Source organism: Variovorax sp. LjRoot175, assembly GCF_964253805.1.
Lineage (GTDB): Bacteria > Pseudomonadota > Gammaproteobacteria > Burkholderiales > Burkholderiaceae_C > Variovorax.
Genome location: NZ_CAXURY020000001.1, coordinates 2,124,027 through 2,140,555, shown reverse-complemented (window position 1 = coordinate 2,140,555; position 16,529 = coordinate 2,124,027). Strand labels below are relative to the sequence as shown.

Genomic DNA, 16,529 nt, shown 5'->3' with positions numbered 1-16,529 from the left:
GATTCAGTAGGCGTGACCGCGTTCGTTCTTGATCGCGTCCGCATCGACCTTGCCCCACAGCACCTTGTAGACCCAGCTGGTGTAGGCCACGATGAGCGGGATGAAGATGGCGGTGACCACCAGCATGATGAACAGCGTCAGGTGGCTCGATGACGAATCCCACACCGTGAGACTGGCGCGCGGGTCGATCGACGACGGCAGGATGAAGGGGAACATCGAGGCGCCGACGCTGAGGATGATGCCCACGATGCCGAGCGCGCTGGCGAGCAGCGTGAACACTTCGCGCCGCAGGCGCAGCCCCACGAAGGCCAGCAGCGCGCCGGCCAATCCCAGGCCCGGTGCCGCCCACATCCACGGCCGCGCCGCATAGTTGGCGAACCATGCGCCCGGCTGCACTTCGACCATCTTGAGCAGCGGGTTGGACGGCCCGCCGGTCGGCAGCGCGCTCGTCACCCGGTAGCCGTCGACCCAGCTCCACAGCACATAGCCGGCCAGCGCATAGAGCACCAGCGTGAGCAGCGCCGCGACGCTGCCGAAGGCGCGCGCACGATCGGCGATCGGTCCCTGGGTCTTCAACTGCAGCCACGCGCTGCCGTGCATCACCAGCATCGCGACCGACACCAGGCCGCACAGCAAGGCGAAGGGATTGAGCAGCCCGAAGAAGGAACCCTCGTAGAAGATGCGCATGTCGGGCGCCAGCCGGAAGGGCACGCCCTGCAGCACGTTGCCCATGGCCACGCCGAAGATCAGCGCGGGCACCAGGCCGGTGACGAACAGCGTCCAGTCCCAGCGCGTGCGCCAGCGCGCATCGTCATTCTTGCTGCGGAACTTGAATGCCACGGGCCGCAAGATCAATGGCACGAGGATCGCGAACATCGCGAGGTAGAAGCCAGAGAAGGACACCGCGTAGAGCTGCGGCCAGGCCGCGAAGATCGCGCCGCCGCCGAGGATCAGCCACACCTGGTTGCCTTCCCAGACCGGGCCGACGCTGTTGATGATGACGCGGCGTTCGAGATCGTTGCGGCCGGCGAAGGGCAGCAGCATGTTGGCGCCGAGGTCGAAGCCGTCGGTCACGGCAAAGCCGATCAGGAGCACGCCGAGCAGCAGCCACCAGACCAGGCGCAGGGTTTCGTAGGAAATGAGTTCGTGCAGGATCATGTCGTGCTCCGTGAGGTCAATCTGCGGCGGCGAGAGGTGTGCGGGGCAGCGTGGCGGCCAGCTCGGGGTCGGCCTCGGCGCGATAGGCCGCGGCCGGCGGCACCGGATGTTCCTCCGGCCCCTTGCGGATCGCCTTCAGCATCAGCTTCATCTCGATCAGGAACAGCACGGTGTAGATCAGCGCGAAGCCCGCGATGGTGATCAGCAGCGTGGTGACGCCGAGGTTCGACACCGCCACCGCGGTCGGCAGCACGCCCTCGATCACCCAGGGCTGGCGGCCGACCTCGGCCACGATCCAGCCGCACTCGGCGGCGATCCACGGCAGCGGGATCGCGAACACCGCGAGCTTGAGCAGCCACGGATGCGCGTCGAGCCTGCGCCGCGCCGAGAGCACGAAGAAGGTGGCGGTCAGCAGGATGAAGAACATGCCGAGCCCGACCATGATGCGGAAGGACCAGTACAGGGGCGCCACGGCCGGCACGGTGTCCAGCGCGGCCTTGGCGATCTGCTCCGGCGTGGCTTGCCGCGGGTCGTCGACGTAGCGCTTGAGCAGCAGCGCATAGCCCATCGCATGGCCGTTGGCCTCGAAGATCTTGCGCGCCGACTCCGGAACTTCGGTCTCGCTGCCGGCCGCGCGGATCTTCTGCAAGGCATCGTAGGCCGAGATGCCGACGCGGATGTTGAGCTCGGCGCGGTGCACGAGGTCGTCGATGCCCGGGATCTCGGTGGTGAGCGAGCGCGTGCCGATCAGCCCCATCACCGCGGGGATGTGGATCGCGTAGTGCGTCTCGCGCGTTTCCTGGTCGGGGAAGCCGAAGGCGGTGAAGGCGGCCGGCGCCGGCTCGGTCTTCCACATCGCCTCGATGGCGGCGAGCTTCATCTTCTGGTGCTCGGTCGAGAGGTAGCCGCTCTCGTCGCCCAGCACCACGACCGAGAGCGAGGCCGCGAGGCCGAAGGAGGCGGCCACCGTCATCGAGCGCTTGGCCAGCTGCAGGTGCCGCCCGCGCAGCAGGTACCAGGCCGACACGCCGAGCACGAAGATGGAAGCGACCGTGTAGCCTGCCGACACCGTGTGCACGAACTTGGCCTGCGCCACCGGGTTGGTCAGCACGGCGAAGAAATCGGTCACTTCCATGCGCATGGTCTGCGGGTTGAAGGCCGCGCCCACCGGGTTCTGCATCCAGCCGTTGGCGATCAGGATCCACAGCGCCGAGAAGTTGGAGCCGATGGCCACCGCCCAGGTGGTGACCAGGTGGCCGACCTTGGAGAGCTTGTCCCAGCCGAAGAAGAACAGGCCAACGAAAGTCGCCTCGAGGAAGAAGGCCATCAGCCCCTCGATGGCCAGCGGCGCGCCGAAGACGTCGCCCACGTAATGGCTGTAGTAGCTCCAGTTCATGCCGAACTGGAACTCCATCACGATGCCGGTGGCCACGCCCATCGCGAAGTTGATGCCGAACAAGAGGCCCCAGAACTTCGTCATGTCGCGCCAGATGGTGCGGCCAGTCATGACGTAGACCGTCTCCATGATCGCGACGATCACCGCGAGGCCGATGGTCAGCGGCACGAACAGGAAGTGGTAGAGCGCCGTGAGCGCGAACTGCAAGCGTGAAAGTGCAACGATGTCGAGGTCCATGGGGTTCCTTTCGTTTTCTTGTGGTCGGCGTGCGATCTCAGTCGGGCCGCAGTGCGCTCAGGGCGGCATCGAAGGCAGCGGTGCCGCGACGCAGGTCGGCCGTGATGCGGCCGGCCCGCATGCACAGCAGCCGGTCCGCCAGCGCGGCCTCGCGCCGCAGATGGGTCGCGATCAACAGGCTTCGTCCCGCGGCCTGAACGCGCAGGCGCTGCAGCACATCGTGTGCGGTCGCAGTGTCCAGCGCTTCGGTGGGCTCGTCGAGCAGCCAAAAGGGTACGTTCCGCAGCAGCAGGCGCGCCAACGCGAGGCGTCGCGACTGGCCGCCGGAAAGGCCCAGGCCGCCTTCGCCGAGCACGGTATCGAGGCCCCGGGCCATGGCGCGGACTTCGTCAGCCAGCCCTGCGGCGCGCAGCACCGCCCATAGCCGCGCCTCGTCGGCCGCCGGGTCGGCGAGCCGCAGGTTGTCCCGCAGGCTGTCGTGGAAGAGTTCGGTGCGCTGCGTCAGCAGGCAATGGTCTTGCGCGCGGAGTTCGCCCTGCTGCGGCGCCAGTTCGCCCGCGATCGCCGCGAGCAGCGTCGACTTGCCTGCACCGCTCGCACCGATCAGCGCGACGCGCTCGCCCGCGGCCAGTGCCAGCGCGCCGAGCTGCAGCGCAGGCACGCGGCTGCCGGGGTGCGCCACGACGACATCCTTCAGTTGCAGCGCCAGGCCCTCATCGGGCGCGGCGGGGCCATGCAGGGCCTTCGGCTCGGCCGCCATGCGCGGTGCCAGCCGCCGCGCCGCGAGCCAGCTGCGCCCGGCATCGAGCGCGCCGCGGCGCAAGGCAGCGAAGGGTTCAATGGCCGTCAGTGCCACCAGCAGCGCCAGTGCCGCGGCCGGCGCGCCGATCGCGCCCTCGTCCGCCAGCAGGCCCGCCGCCAGCAGCACCGCCGCCAGGGTCAGCGCGCCGGCCATGCCATAGGCCATGCCGGCGCCGGCTTCGAGCCGGTTCAGCACCAGGTCGGCCTTGGCCAGGTGGCGGTCGGCCGCGGCCAGCGCCTCGCGCTGCGCGTCGATGCGGCCCGCCATGACCAGTTCGGTCTGGCCGGCGACCAGGTCCACGGCGCGTGCGCGCAGGCTTTCCATCGCCTGGGCCCGCCGCACTGCGGCCGGCCGCGCACGCTGCACCACCACCAGCGCGATGCCCCAGCCCGCGGCCAGCAACCAGAGCGCGAGCAACCCGCCCATCCAGGGATTCATGACGCCGAGCACCAGGCCCGCCAGCAGCGCCGCGCCGAGCGCCGCAGCGGCGGGCACCAGGAGGCGCAGGTAGAAGGATTCGAGCGCATCGATGTCCGCGGTCAATCGGAACAAGAGCCGTGCCGGCCGCGCCAGCAACTGGCGTGCGGCATCGGGCCGGGCCCAGCCGCGGAACAGGCGCACGCGCAGCGCGGCCAGAACGGCAAAGCTCGCGTCGTGCGTGATCAGCCGCTCGCCATAGCGCGATGCGGTGCGGCCCAGTGCCAGCAGGCGGATGCCGGCCGAGGGCATGAAGACGTCGAAGACGATCGCGGTCGCGGCATGCAGGCCTGCGAGCGCGGTGGCGGTGATGAACCAGCCCGAGAGGCCAAGCAGCGCCATGCCCATCAGGACGGTGAGCGCCGCGAGGGCCGCGCCGAGCACGAGCCTGCGCGGCTCCGCGGCGACAAAGAGTCCCGCGACTGGACGAAGATCGCGCCACAGCTTCATGCCGCTTCCTTCGCGGGCACGGCGTCGAGCCGGATCACGCGGTGCAAGCGCGCGGCCAGCACGGGATCGTGGGTCGCGGCGATCAGGGTCTTGCCGCGCGCGAGTTCGATCAGCGCATCGGCCACGCGCTCCGCGGTCTCGGTGTCGAGGTGCGCAGTGGGCTCGTCGACCAGCAGCAGGTCGGCCTCGGGATGCACGGCCAACCGCGCCAGCGCGAGGCGCGCCGCCTCGCCGCCCGACAACCCGCTGCCGCCCTCGCCCAGCGCCACGCTCGGGTGGGCCTGGGCCACGCGGTCCAACTGCGCGAACTGCATCGCGGCCTCGACCTGTTCCGAGTCCACGCCGGCGCGCCCCAGCGTCACGTTAGCCTGCACCGAGCCCGCGAACACGTGGGGCTTCTGGCCCATCCAGGCCATGCGCCGGCGCAGTGCGGCCACGGTCCGGTCCGAGAGCGGGACGCCGCCGATCGCGATCTCGCCCTGCCGCGCCGGCACCAGCCCGGCGATCAGGCAGAGCAAGGCCGTCTTGCCCGAGCCACTGGGCCCCATCAGCGCGACATGCTCGCCGGCGACGATGCGCAGGTCATAGTCCTCGAAGAAGGCGTCTTCGCTGGCATGGGAGAAATGCAGGCCATGCACATGCACCGAGGGCGCGCCGGCCGTGGCCTCGTCGCCGGCCGACAATTCGCTCTGCGCGCCGGGCAGCGCCACATCGGTGCGCGCGAGCCGGTCGAGCGCATCGAGCGCCGCCTCGCCGGCTGCGCGGTCGTGCCAGACCGCCGACAGCTCGCGCAGCGGCTCGAAGAAAGCCGGCGCCAGCAGCAGCACGAACATGCCCTCGCCCAGGCTCAGGCGCCGGCCCCAGGTGCCGAACTCGAAGGTGCCGAGCAGATGGAAACCGACATAGGCCGCGACCATCGCCACGCCCAGCGCCGAGAACAGCTCCAGCACGGCCGACGACAGGAAGGCGATGCGCAACACCGCCATGGTGCGCCGTCGCAGCGCCTCGGCCGCTTCGCCGAGCCTGAGCGCAGTGGCGGCTATCGCACCGAGCGCACGCAAGGTGGGAAGGCCGCGCAACCGGTCGAGCAGGAAGGCATTCATGCCTCCCGTTTCCACCAGCTGCGCCTCGCTCGCGGCCCGCGCGCGCCAGCCCACGATGGCCATGAAGAATGGGATCAGCGGCGCCGCGACCAGCAGCACCAATGCCGCCACCCACGAGAAGCCGGCCACCACCGGCAGGATCGCGAGCGGCACGACCATCGCGCGCCAGCGCGCCGGGCCGTAGCGCACCAGGTACGGCACCACCGCCTCCGCCTGCTCCGCGATCACGCTGGCCGCGAGCCCCGAGGCCGGACGCGCACGGTCCAGCGGCGAACGTGCCGCCAGTGCGACAGCGACCCGTGCGCGCAGTTCCGACAGCGCCGCTCGCGCGCCGGTAAAGACGCGGCGCGCCCCCCAGGCCTCGCAGACAACGCGCAGCAGCCCGAGCAGCACGATCCCGCCTGCGGGCCACAGCACCGCCGCCAAGCCCGTGCCCGCCGCCAGGCCCTCGACGGCCCAGGCCAGCAAGGCCGCCTGCGGCAGCCACAGCAGCGCGGCAGCACCCTGAACGAAGGCGGCGAGCCTTGGCGGGTCCAGGGATCGCAAGCCGGCGAGCGAGGGTGCGTGAGGCTGCATTTTGTTAAATTCGTGCAATTTCAGTATTTACTGAAAGTTCCACAATGATAGCGGATGTGACACGGCACGGGCAATCGCCTGAAGCGGCATGGTGCACCCGCTAAGCTACGACGCCATGAAGATTCTTTCCATCACGCCGACCTACTTCCCCGAGATCGGAGGCATCGAGTCCGTCGTGCGGGAACTCGCGGTGCGCAACTCGAGCCAGGGCAGCCAGGTCGACATCGCGCACGTGTCCGCCAAGCACACGGGGTTTTCGGTCGGCGAGCTGGACGGCATCAAGGTGTTCCGGGTGCCGGTGCTGGGCAACCGCCTGGCCGGCTATGCGCGCGAGCTCGGCCGGCTTGCCGCCGGCTACGACCTGCTGCACGTGCACGATCCGCAACTGATGATGCTCACCGGCAACGTGCTGCTTCAATGCCGCGACATCCCTGCAGTGCTGAGTACGCACGGCGGCTTTCGCCACACGGCCAAACACGGCGCGATCAAGTGGCTGCACGAGCGCGTGCTGATGCGCCGCCTGCTGCGCCGCTACCGGAAGATCCTCGCGAGCAGCGAATCCGACAAGGCCTACTTCAGCCATTTCTCGAACAGGGTCGAGAAATGCGAGAACGGCATCGCGTACTCGAAGTTCCAGGGCGGGCGCCTCACCGGCCCGCCCGACCCCACCAAGTGGATCTACTGGGGTCGCTGGTCGCGCAACAAGCGCATCGACGCGGTCATCGACACCGTGGCCATGGCAAGGCACCAGGGGATCAAGATCGACCTGCTGATCGCCGGGCCCGATTTCGACAACCTGGGCGAATCGCTGCAGGCGCAGATCGGCGCCCTCCAGCTCGATGACTCGGTCAGGCTGCATCCTTACATCGAAGACGCCGCCCTGCTGCAGGAGCTGCAGCAGCGCACGGTCTTCGTCACGGGCAGCGAGTACGAGGGCTTCGGCATCGGCATCCTGGAGGCGATGGCCGCCGGCAAGATCGTGCTGTGCCGCGACATGGCGCCGATCAACGGCTTCGTCGAGCGCTCGGTCAACGGCTTCTTCCTCGATTTCGACATCGGCGCCAAGGATCTGGCCGTGGTGCGCGAGGTCGCGAGCCTCGACGGCGAGCGCTGCACCGCGATGTCGATGGCCGCGCAGCAGCGGGCCAAGCGCTACGACTGGGAGGTCGTCGCCGAGACCTTCTCGGCGCATTACGCAGAGGCGCTCGCGGCAGGCCGCTAAGAAGCCAGGAAGCTACGAAGAGGCCACCGCGCCGCAGACCAGCAGGCCCGCAAACAAGGCCAGCACCGCGCGCCAGGTGGCGGGCCGCGACTCCACCCACCGGTAGAGCAGCATCGCCGCGACGATCGACAGCGCGAAGGTGGCCAGGAGGCCGATCAGGTCGACCCAGGGCCCGTCGGGCGCGAACCGGTTGAACGCCGCGCTCACCAGCAGCAGCACCGGAAAGTGGATCAGGAACAGTGAGTACGAGATGCGCCCCAGCCGCAGCAGCGGCTGCGCGAGCGGCGGCCATGCGGCCGGCTCGGGCCCGGCGCGGCGCTGGACCACAGCCAGCAGCAGCGCCGTGACCAGCGCCGTGGCGATGCGGCTGCGCCAGTCGAGCGCCAGGGCCGCGGCGCCGACCATGAGCAGCAGCGCGATGCCGAACTGCCAGGTGCGTAGCCGCGTCGCGCGGCCGATCCAGAACACGCCCATGCCCAGGCCATAGGCGCCGAAGAAATAGAGCGCCGTGTCGTCGAGCTCTTCGTTGCGGTTGAACACCGCGAGAGAGGCGACGGCCAGCACCAGCACCAGCGCCACGGCGAGCCAGCGCGACCGCTCCGGCCGCAGGGACCAGCGCCGCTGCAGCAGTTCGGAAAAGCTGATCGCCGCGAGCGCCAGCACGAAGAGCTGGAAGTCGATCGCCACGTACCAGACGCCGGTGGACAAGGCGTCGTAGCCGAGCAGATCCTGCAGCAGCAGCCCGTGCGCCAGCAGCTGCGCAATGCCCGGCGCCGCGGGCACCGCCTCGTCGTCGAGCCAGGGCCGCACCAGCGCGGCGACCAGCACGCTGAAGCTCAGTGCCGCCAGGTAGGGCATCGCAAGCCGGCCGTAGCGCTGGAACACGCGGACCAGCGGCCGGTCGACCCGCAGCACGCCGTCGGGCGCCAGGCTGCCCGCCGCCAGAAAACCGGCCAGCACCAGGAACACCTGCACCGCCAGCCGGCCATCCTGCGCCAGCCATTCGAACAGCCCCGGCGCGAGGGAGGACGCGCCTGCCGGCAAGGGCCCGTAGCGCGCGAGGTGGTGCCCGACGATCACGGCGCAGGCCAGGCCTTTCGCCGCATCGAGCAGCGGCAGGCGCGCCGCGGTGGCCGCGGTGTCAGAGCGCAAGGCGGCGACGCGCTTCGTCGTACTCGCGCTTGAGCTTGTCGATGAAAGCGGCGGCGCTCGCGACCTCGGTCACGGCGCCGATGCCCTGGCCCGAACCCCAGATGTCCTTCCAGGCTTTGGCCTTGCTGCCGTCGCCGCCGCCGAAATTCATGGTCTTGAGCTCGCCCTGCGGCAGGTTGGCCGGGTCCATGCCGGCGGCCACGATGCTGGGCGCGAGGTAGTTGCCGTGCACGCCGGTGAACAGGTTCGAATAGACGATGTCGTCGGAGGTGCCGTCGACGATGGCCTGCTTGTACTCGGCGCTGGCGCGCGCCTCCTCGGTGGCGATGAAGGCAGTGCCGATGTAGGCGAAGTCGGCGCCCATCGCCTGCGCCGCGAGCACCGCGCCGCCCGTGGCGATCGAGCCCGACAAGGCGATCGGGCCATCGAACCACTGGCGGATTTCCTGCACCAGGGCGAAGGGGCTCTTGATGCCCGCATGGCCGCCGGCGCCGGCCGCCACGGCGATGATGCCGTCGGCGCCCTTCTCGATCGCCTTCCTCGCGAAGGCGTTGTTGATGATGTCGTGCAGCGTCACGCCGCCGTAGCTGTGGACCGCATCGTTGACGTCGGTGCGCGCGCCGAGCGAGGTGATGACGATCGGCACCTTGTACTTCACCACCATCGCCATGTCATGCTCGAGGCGGTCGTTGCTCTTGTGCACGATCTGGTTGATGGCGAAGGGCGCGGCCGGCTTGTCCGGATTCGCCTTGTTGTACGCCGCGAGCTCTTCGGTGATCTCGGCCAGCCAGTCTTCGAGCTGCGACGCGGGCCGCGCGTTGAGCGCAGGCATCGCGCCGACGACGCCGGCCTTGCACTGCGCGATCACGAGCTTGGGGTTGCTGATGATGAACAGCGGCGAGCCGATGATCGGCAGCGGGAGATTGGCGAGTACGGAAGGCAGCTTGGACATGGGGTCTCCGGATGTTGACTGACTGGATTCAGAAAGCGTCGAGCGCCAGCGCCGTCACGCTCTCGGCGCCATCGACGATGCTGTCGCGCAGGCCGGGCGCCTTGTTGAGGATGTGCTCGGCATAGAAGCGCGCGGTGGCGATCTTGGCCTTCATGAAGGCGGTGTCGGTGCCGGCGTTGGCGAGCGCTTCGGCCACCAGCAGCGAGCGCGCGAGCTGCCAGCCGGCCACCAGGTTGCCCGCCAGCATCAGATAGGGCACGCTGCCCGCGAACACGGCATTGGCTGATTTCGGTCCGGCCTTGGTCTGGCCGACGACGAAGTCGACCACGTCGACGAAGGCCTGGCGCGCGGCCGTGAGGCGCTTGCCCACGGCACGCGCGGCGTCGCTGCCCTGCTTCGCGAGCTCGGCCTCGGTCTGCTCGATCTGCGCGGCAATGGCCTTCGCGGTCTGGCCGCCGTCGCGCGCGGTCTTGCGGCCCACCAGGTCGTTGGCCTGGATCGCCGTCGTGCCTTCGTAGATGGTGAGGATCTTGGCATCGCGCAGGTACTGCGCCGCGCCGGTCTCCTCGATGAAGCCCATGCCGCCGTGCACCTGCACGCCGAGCGAGGCGACCTCCAGGCTCATCTCGGTGCTATAGCCCTTGACCAGCGGCACCATGAATTCGTAGAAGGCCTGGTTCTGCCGGCGCGTGTCTGCGTCCGCGTGGTGATGCGCCGCGTCGTAGGCGGCCGCGGCCACCGCGGCCATGGCGCGGCAGCCCTCGGTGTAGGCGCGCATCGTCATCAGCATGCGCTTCACGTCGGGGTGATGGATGATCGGCGCGCTGGCGTTGATCGAGCCGTCGACCGGACGGCTCTGCACGCGGTCCCTGGCATAGGCCACCGCCTGCTGGTAGGCGCGCTCGGCGATCGCGATGCCCTGCATGCCGACGGCGTAGCGGGCTGCGTTCATCATGATGAACATGTATTCGAGGCCGCGGTTTTCCTGGCCCACGAGGTACCCCACGGCACCACCGTGGTCGCCGTACTGCAGCACGGCGGTCGGACTGGCCTTGATGCCCAGCTTGTGCTCGATGCTCACGCAGTGCACGTCGTTGCGAACGCCCAGCGAACCATCCTTGTTCACGAGGAACTTGGGGCAAACGAACAGGCTGATGCCCTTCACGCCTTCGGGCGCGCCGGCCACGCGCGCGAGCACGAGGTGCACGATGTTCTCGGCCATGTCGTGCTCGCCGTAGGTGATGAAGATCTTGGTGCCGAAGATCTTGTAGCTGCCGTCGGATTGCGGCTCGGCGCGGCTGCGCACCATTGCGAGATCGCTGCCGGCCTGCGGCTCGGTCAGGTTCATGGTGCCGGTCCATTGCCCGCTCACCAGCTTCTCGAGGTAGGTGGCCTTGAGCTCGTCGGAGCCGGCCGTGAGCAGCGCTTCGATGGCGCCGTCGCTCAGGAGCGGACACAGCGCGAAACTCATGTTGGCCGAGTTGAGCATCTCGCCGCAGGCCGCGCCGATGGTCTTGGGCAAGCCCTGGCCGCCGAACTCGGCCGGGTGCTGCAGGCCCTGCCAGCCGCCCGCCACGTACTGCGCAAAAGCTTCCTTGAAGCCCGGCGTGGTCGCGACCCGGCCGTCCTTGAACGAGGACGGATGCCGGTCGCCCGCGACGTTGAGCGGCGCGACCACGTCGCGGTTGAAGCGCGCGCATTCCTCGAGCACGGCCTGGGCGGTTTCGAGCCCGGCGTCTTCGAGGCCCGGCATCTGCGAGACCTGCGCGATGTTCGCGAGGTGCTCGATGTCGAACAGCATGTCCTTGATGGGGGCGGTGTAGCTCATGGTTGTCTCCAATGCAGCAGATACGAAAAGGGCATCGCGAACGATGCCCTTCACCTGTCTTTCTCTGTTCGATGAAAGCGGATCAGAGCGCTTTCACCAGTTCCGGCACGGCCGTGAACAGGTCGGCTTCCAGCCCATAGTCGGCCACCGAGAAGATCGGCGCTTCCGGGTCCTTGTTGATCGCCACGATCACCTTCGAGTCCTTCATGCCCGCCAGGTGCTGGATCGCGCCCGAGATGCCGCAGGCGATGTAGAGCTGGGGGGCCACGATCTTGCCGGTCTGTCCGACCTGCCAGTCGTTCGGCGCATAGCCCGCGTCCACTGCGGCGCGGCTGGCGCCCAGGCCGGCGTTGAGCTTGTCGGCCAGCGGCGCCATCACTTCGGTGAACTTCTCGGCGCTGCCGAGTGCCCGGCCGCCCGAGACGATGATCTTGGCGGCCGTGAGTTCGGGACGCTCGCTCTTGGTGATTTCGCGTCCAATGAAGCTCGACTTGCCGCTGTCGGCCACGCCCTCGGCGCTCTCGACCGCGGCGCTGCCGCCGGTGGCGGCCGCCGGGTCGAAGCCGGTGGTGCGCACCGTGATCACCTTGATCGCATCGCTGCTCTGCACGATGGCGATCGCGTTGCCCGCATAGATCGGGCGCTCGAAGGTGTCGGGGCTGTCGACCTTGGTGACGTCGCTGATCTGCGCCACATCGAGCTTGGCTGCGACGCGCGGCGCCACGTTCTTGCCGTTGGCCGTGGCCGGGAACAGGATGTGGCTGTAGTTCTTCGCGATGGCCAGCACCTGGGCTGCGACGTTCTCGGCCAGGTTCTCGGCCAGCGACGGGCTGTCGGCCGCGATGACCTTGGCGACGCCCGCGATCTTGGCGGCCGCGGCAGCGGCTTCGGCGGCATTGGCACCGGCCACCAGCACGTGCACATCGCCGCTCTGGCAGGCGAGGCCTGCGGTCACGGTGTTGAGGGTCGCCGGCTTGACGGTGGCGTGGTCGTGTTCTGCGATAACGAGTACGGTCATGTCGATTCTTCCTTGTTCCGGCCTCAGATCACCTTGGCTTCGTTCTTGAGCTTGTCCACCAGCGTGGCCACATCGGGCACCTTGATGCCGGCGCCGCGCTTGGGCGGCTCGCTGACCTTCAGGGTCTTCAGGCGCGGCTTGACGTCCACGCCCAGGTCCTCGGGCTTGAAGGTGTCGAGCTGCTTCTTCTTGGCCTTCATGATGTTGGGCAAGGTGACGTAGCGCGGCTCGTTCAGGCGCAGGTCGGTGGTGATGACCGCGGGCAGCGTGAGCTGGATGGTTTCCAGGCCGCCGTCGACTTCGCGCGTGACCTTGACCTTGTCACCTTCGACCTCGACCTTCGAAGCGAAAGTAGCTTGCGGAAGATCAGCCAAGGCCGCCAGCATCTGGCCGGTCTGGTTGGCGTCGTCGTCGATCGCCTGCTTGCCGAGGATGACGAGCTGCGGCTGTTCCTTGTCGACCAGGGCCTTCAAGAGCTTGGCCACGGCCAGCGGCTGCAGCTCTTCGGAGGTCTCGACCAGGATGCCGCGGTCGGCGCCGATGGCCATGGCGGTGCGCAGGGTTTCCTGGCACTTGGCATCGCCGCAGGAGACGGCGATGACTTCGGTGACCACGCCCTTTTCCTTCAGGCGCACCGCCTCTTCGACGGCGATCTCGTCGAAGGGGTTCATGCTCATCTTGACGTTGGCGATGTCCACACCGGTGCCGTCGCTCTTGACGCGCACCTTCACGTTGAAATCGACGACCCGCTTGACGGGGACCAGGACCTTCATTGGCTTGACTCCATTGAATTGCGAAACCGGGGGTGCAGGGGAACCGGAGATTTTAGGCGCCGGCCTCCGCGCGAGCTGTTCATTTCAATCACCTGGCGCGGGGCGCGAAGAAAAAGAACGATCGTGCTTTTTTGCGATGATTATAGGCGAGCCGCCTCGGGCGCCGAAACGCCGGGCGGCAGCGACTCGACGCGCAGCACGCGCTGGGGGTACGGAATGTCGATGCCGGCGGCACGCAGGCCCTCGAGGATCGCGATGTTGATGGGCGAGCGGACGTTGTCCTTGCCCTTGTCGGGATCGGCGATCCAGAAGTTGAGGCTGAACTCCAGCCCGTCGGGCGCGAAGTTGACGAGGAATGCGACCGGCGCGGGATCGCTCAGCACGCGCGCCTGCGCGGCGGCCGCATCGCACAAGATGGCCTGCACCTGCGCCACGTCGCTGTCGTAGCCGACCACGATGCTGGTCGTGATGTTGAACTTGAGGTCGGACACGGAAAGGTTCTCGACCCGGCTCGTGATCAGCGATTCGTTCGGCACGATCGACTCGCGCCCGTTGCCCTGCCGCACCAGCGTGTAGCGTGTCTTGATGTCGGTGATGCGGCCCTCGAAGCCGTCGACCTTGACGTTGTCGCCGATGCGGATCGAGCGCTCCAGCAGGATCACGAAGCCACTCACGTAGTTGGCGGCCAGCTTCTGCAGGCCGAAGCCGAGGCCCACGCCCAGCGCGCCGCCCAGCACCGAGAGCGCCGTCAGGTCGACCCCCACCGCCGACAAGGCGAACAGCAGGCCGATCAGGAGCAGGAAGGCGCGGATCGCGTTCGACGCGACCTTGCGCATCGACAGGTCGGTCACCGAGGTGCGCAAGATGCGCTTCTCGATCGTCGAGGCGATCCACAGCGCGATCACGAGCACGAGGCCGGCCGACAGGATGCCTTCCAGGATGGTGCGCAGGCTGACGCGGGTCTTGCCGAAGGCCAGCGTGATGTTCTCGAGCTCGGCCAGCACCGCGGGCAGCAGGCCGACGATCCAGAGCACCGCCGCAATCCATGCGATCCACGAGATCGTGCGCTCGACCAGGCGGATCAGCGCCGAGGTCGGGAACACCGCCCTGAGCACGCGCGCGAACAGGCGGATGGCCGCGAGCGAAAGGAACACCGGCACCGCCATGCGCAGCACCAGCACCGGCTGGAACTCGAGCACGAAGCGGCGCGCCAGATCGGTCAAGAGCAGTGCGAGCAGCGGGAACAGCAGGCCGTCGAAGGTGCGCTCGCCGAACCAGATCGAATCCTTGGGCTGGTCGCGGCCGAACCAGCGGCAGACCGCCCAGGCCAGCGCCACGCAGCCGACCAGAGCCGCAAGTTCGATCCACAGGCTGCGCGCGTCGATCTGGCCGAGGCGCTGAGTGAAGGCGCTGAGATCCATCCTAGGGGCTGCCCTAGAGATCAGCCAGCACGCGCAGGTGCGTTTCGACGCTGCGCGCGAGCGCATCGAGGTTGTAGCCGCCTTCCAGCATCGACACGATGCGGCCCTGGGAATGGCGTCGCGCCACGTCGCGGACACGCTCGGTGATCCACGCGAAGTCGTTCTCGTTGAGCCGGAGCTGGCCCAGATCGTCGTCGCGATGGGCGTCGAAACCCGCGCTCACGAAGATCATCTGCGGCTTGAATTCGTCGAGCCGCGGCATCCAGCAGGCCTCGATCAGCTCGCGCACGTCCATGCCCTTGGTATAGGCCGGCACCGGCAGGTTGAGCATGTTCGGCGCCGGATGGTCGGTGCCGCTGTACGGATAGAAGGGATGCTGGAAGAAGCCCACCATCAGCACGCGCGGGTCGTTGCTCAGGATGTCTTCGGTGCCGTTGCCGTGGTGGACGTCGAAATCGACGATCGCGACGCGTTCCAGGCCATGTTCTTCGATCGCATGGCGCGCCGCGATCGCGACGTTGTTGAGGAAGCAGAAGCCCATCGCCTTGTCGCGGCAGGCATGGTGGCCGGGCGGCCGCACGGCGCAGAAGGCGTTGTCCAGCTCGCCGGCGATCACCGCGTCGGTCGCGGCGATCGCGGCGCCGGCGGCGCGGCGGGCAGCGAGCACGGTGAAGCGCGTGAGCGCGGTGTCGGGATCGAGCTGCGCGTAGCGCGGGCCGCCGGCCGGGGCGTCGGCGATCAGCCGCTGGCTCAGCGCCTCGAGGAGTTCCAGGTGTTCGACGCTGTGCGCCCGCGTGATCTGCTCCAGCGTGGCCAGCGGCACCTCTGCGCGTTCAAGCGCGTCGGCGACGCCGGTTGCAAGCAGCCGGTCCTCGATCGCATCGAGCCGCTCCGGGCATTCGGGATGCCCCGCGCCCATCTCGTGTTTCCAGCAGTCGCGGTGGGTGAAATAGCCGGTTTTGCCCATGGATCGATCACGTCGTAGCCTCATGCAGCGTAGGGCCGCAGGGCTTTACGGTATTGTTTGCATATGGATACAAAAATGGACGTTGCCGCGAAGCTCGCCAGTTTGCTCGGCCAGCTTAACACGGTGATCGTGGGCAAAGAGGCACAGGTGCGCGACTGCGTGGCCTGCCTCCTGGCCGGCGGTCACCTGCTGATCGAGGATGTGCCGGGCGTCGGCAAGACCACCCTCGCCCACGCGCTTTCGCACACCTTCGGCCTGCAGTTCTCGCGGGTTCAATTCACGGCCGACCTGATGCCGGGCGATCTCTCCGGCGTGGCGATCTACGACCGCGGACAGCAGGCCTTCGTGTTCCACCCCGGGCCCATCTTTGCCCAGGTGCTCCTGGCCGACGAGATCAACCGTGCGAGCCCCAAGACCCAGAGCGCGCTCTTGGAAGCGATGGAGGAGAAGCAGGTCACGGTGGAAGGCGAAACCCGCCCTCTTCCCACGCCCTTCTTCGTGATCGCGACGCAGAACCCGCACGATCAGTTGGGCACCTTCGCGCTGCCCGAGTCGCAGCTCGACCGTTTTCTGATGCGCATCTCGCTGGGCTACCCCGACCGCGCGGCGGAGCGCGAACTCTTGGCCGGCGCCGACCGGCGCGAAATGCTCACGGGTCTGCCGGCCTTGTTGACAGCGGGTGAACTCACGGCGCTGCAGCAGCGCGTGCTGCAGGTGCATGCGGCCGAGCCGCTCCTGAACTACGTGCAGGACCTGATCGCCGCGACGCGCTCGGGCCGCTGGTTCCTGCAGGGCCTCTCGCCGCGCGCCGGCATCGCCGTGCTGCGCGCCGCCAAGGCGCAGGCGCTCTTGGCCAACCGCGACTACGTGGCGCCCGACGACGTGCAGGCCGTGCTGCCGCAAACCATCGCGCACCGGCTCACGCCGCTCGGCGATGCGGGCCGCGGCGCGGTCGAGCAGGTGCGCGCCATGACCGCCGCAGTCCCGTTGCCGTGAA

Annotated in this window: 13 protein-coding genes; 2 read left to right on the top strand and 11 right to left on the bottom strand. The window is 68.4% G+C overall.

Features of this window, described 5'->3' with window-relative positions; all coding sequences use genetic code 11:
• Positions 1-3 precede the first annotated feature (3 nt).
• The 4 genes from cydB to cydD are packed head-to-tail and all read right to left on the bottom strand — an operon-like array spanning position 4 to position 6,199.
• Complete coding sequence (gene cydB, locus ACSQ89_RS10770) at positions 4-1,158, bottom strand: cytochrome d ubiquinol oxidase subunit II (RefSeq protein WP_436290553.1); 1,155 nt, start codon at positions 1,156-1,158, stop codon at positions 4-6.
• 16 nt (positions 1,159-1,174) lie between these two features.
• Positions 1,175-2,791, bottom strand: coding sequence for a cytochrome ubiquinol oxidase subunit I (locus ACSQ89_RS10765; protein ID WP_436290554.1), 1,617 nt, complete (start codon positions 2,789-2,791; stop codon positions 1,175-1,177).
• Positions 2,792-2,828: 37 nt separating this feature from the next.
• Positions 2,829-4,520, bottom strand: a complete 1,692-nt coding sequence (locus tag ACSQ89_RS10760; RefSeq protein WP_436290555.1) for an amino acid ABC transporter ATP-binding/permease protein — start codon at positions 4,518-4,520, stop codon at positions 2,829-2,831.
• The gene (gene cydD, locus ACSQ89_RS10755; protein ID WP_093109429.1) at positions 4,517-6,199 is read right to left on the bottom strand and encodes a thiol reductant ABC exporter subunit CydD; all 1,683 of its coding nucleotides are present in this window, start codon (positions 6,197-6,199) and stop codon (positions 4,517-4,519) included. Before cydD ends, ACSQ89_RS10760 begins: the two co-directional genes overlap by 4 nt.
• Before the next feature lie 115 nt (positions 6,200-6,314).
• Between cydD and ACSQ89_RS10750 the strand changes: the two genes are divergently transcribed.
• Positions 6,315-7,421, top strand: coding sequence for a glycosyltransferase family 4 protein (locus tag ACSQ89_RS10750; RefSeq protein ID WP_170855685.1), 1,107 nt, complete (start codon positions 6,315-6,317; stop codon positions 7,419-7,421).
• Positions 7,422-7,433: 12 nt separating this feature from the next.
• Here the strand turns inward: ACSQ89_RS10750 and ACSQ89_RS10745 are convergent, their stop codons facing one another.
• The 7 genes from ACSQ89_RS10745 to ACSQ89_RS10715 form a co-directional block, all read right to left on the bottom strand.
• On the bottom strand, positions 7,434-8,573 hold the full coding sequence (locus ACSQ89_RS10745) for an acyltransferase family protein (RefSeq protein ID WP_436296180.1): 1,140 nt from the start codon (positions 8,571-8,573) through the stop codon (positions 7,434-7,436).
• Positions 8,563-9,525: an NAD(P)H-dependent flavin oxidoreductase gene (locus tag ACSQ89_RS10740; RefSeq protein WP_093109431.1), complete on the bottom strand. Its 963-nt coding sequence runs from the start codon at positions 9,523-9,525 to the stop codon at positions 8,563-8,565. The genes ACSQ89_RS10745 and ACSQ89_RS10740 overlap by 11 nt, the downstream gene beginning before the upstream one ends.
• A gap of 28 nt (positions 9,526-9,553) precedes the next feature.
• Positions 9,554-11,353, bottom strand: a complete 1,800-nt coding sequence (locus tag ACSQ89_RS10735) for an acyl-CoA dehydrogenase (protein WP_436290556.1) — start codon at positions 11,351-11,353, stop codon at positions 9,554-9,556.
• An 82-nt stretch (positions 11,354-11,435) separates the two neighbouring features.
• A complete protein-coding gene (locus tag ACSQ89_RS10730) occupies positions 11,436-12,371 on the bottom strand; it encodes an electron transfer flavoprotein subunit alpha/FixB family protein (protein ID WP_436290557.1) in 936 nt (311 codons plus the stop codon).
• 23 nt (positions 12,372-12,394) lie between these two features.
• Positions 12,395-13,144 (bottom strand): electron transfer flavoprotein subunit beta/FixA family protein, encoded by a 750-nt coding sequence (locus ACSQ89_RS10725; RefSeq protein ID WP_093112348.1) that lies wholly within the window; start codon positions 13,142-13,144, stop codon positions 12,395-12,397.
• 140 nt (positions 13,145-13,284) lie between these two features.
• The gene (locus ACSQ89_RS10720) at positions 13,285-14,565 is read right to left on the bottom strand and encodes a mechanosensitive ion channel family protein (protein ID WP_093102646.1); all 1,281 of its coding nucleotides are present in this window, start codon (positions 14,563-14,565) and stop codon (positions 13,285-13,287) included.
• 13 nt (positions 14,566-14,578) lie between these two features.
• Positions 14,579-15,532, bottom strand: a complete 954-nt coding sequence (locus ACSQ89_RS10715) for a histone deacetylase family protein (protein WP_093102645.1) — start codon at positions 15,530-15,532, stop codon at positions 14,579-14,581.
• A 75-nt stretch (positions 15,533-15,607) separates the two neighbouring features.
• Here ACSQ89_RS10715 and ACSQ89_RS10710 point away from each other — a divergent pair, with 75 nt between their 5' ends.
• On the top strand, positions 15,608-16,528 hold the full coding sequence (locus tag ACSQ89_RS10710; protein ID WP_436290559.1) for an AAA family ATPase: 921 nt from the start codon (positions 15,608-15,610) through the stop codon (positions 16,526-16,528).
• Position 16,529: the final 1 nt, after the last annotated feature.

What these genes read in the sequence shown, in the direction of transcription:
- cydB (WP_436290553.1), bottom strand. Translation starts at nt 1,158, where the DNA reads ATGATCCTGCACGAACTCATTTCCTACGAAACCCTGCGCCTGGTCTGG.
- ACSQ89_RS10765 (WP_436290554.1), bottom strand. Translation starts at nt 2,791, where the DNA reads ATGGACCTCGACATCGTTGCACTTTCACGCTTGCAGTTCGCGCTCACG.
- ACSQ89_RS10760 (WP_436290555.1), bottom strand. Translation starts at nt 4,520, where the DNA reads ATGAAGCTGTGGCGCGATCTTCGTCCAGTCGCGGGACTCTTTGTCGCC.
- cydD (WP_093109429.1), bottom strand. Translation starts at nt 6,199, where the DNA reads ATGCAGCCTCACGCACCCTCGCTCGCCGGCTTGCGATCCCTGGACCCG.
- ACSQ89_RS10750 (WP_170855685.1), top strand. Translation starts at nt 6,315, where the DNA reads ATGAAGATTCTTTCCATCACGCCGACCTACTTCCCCGAGATCGGAGGC.
- ACSQ89_RS10740 (WP_093109431.1), bottom strand. Translation starts at nt 9,525, where the DNA reads ATGTCCAAGCTGCCTTCCGTACTCGCCAATCTCCCGCTGCCGATCATC.
- ACSQ89_RS10735 (WP_436290556.1), bottom strand. Translation starts at nt 11,353, where the DNA reads ATGAGCTACACCGCCCCCATCAAGGACATGCTGTTCGACATCGAGCAC.
- ACSQ89_RS10730 (WP_436290557.1), bottom strand. Translation starts at nt 12,371, where the DNA reads ATGACCGTACTCGTTATCGCAGAACACGACCACGCCACCGTCAAGCCG.
- ACSQ89_RS10725 (WP_093112348.1), bottom strand. Translation starts at nt 13,144, where the DNA reads ATGAAGGTCCTGGTCCCCGTCAAGCGGGTCGTCGATTTCAACGTGAAG.
- ACSQ89_RS10720 (WP_093102646.1), bottom strand. Translation starts at nt 14,565, where the DNA reads ATGGATCTCAGCGCCTTCACTCAGCGCCTCGGCCAGATCGACGCGCGC.
- ACSQ89_RS10715 (WP_093102645.1), bottom strand. Translation starts at nt 15,532, where the DNA reads ATGGGCAAAACCGGCTATTTCACCCACCGCGACTGCTGGAAACACGAG.
- ACSQ89_RS10710 (WP_436290559.1), top strand. Translation starts at nt 15,608, where the DNA reads ATGGACGTTGCCGCGAAGCTCGCCAGTTTGCTCGGCCAGCTTAACACG.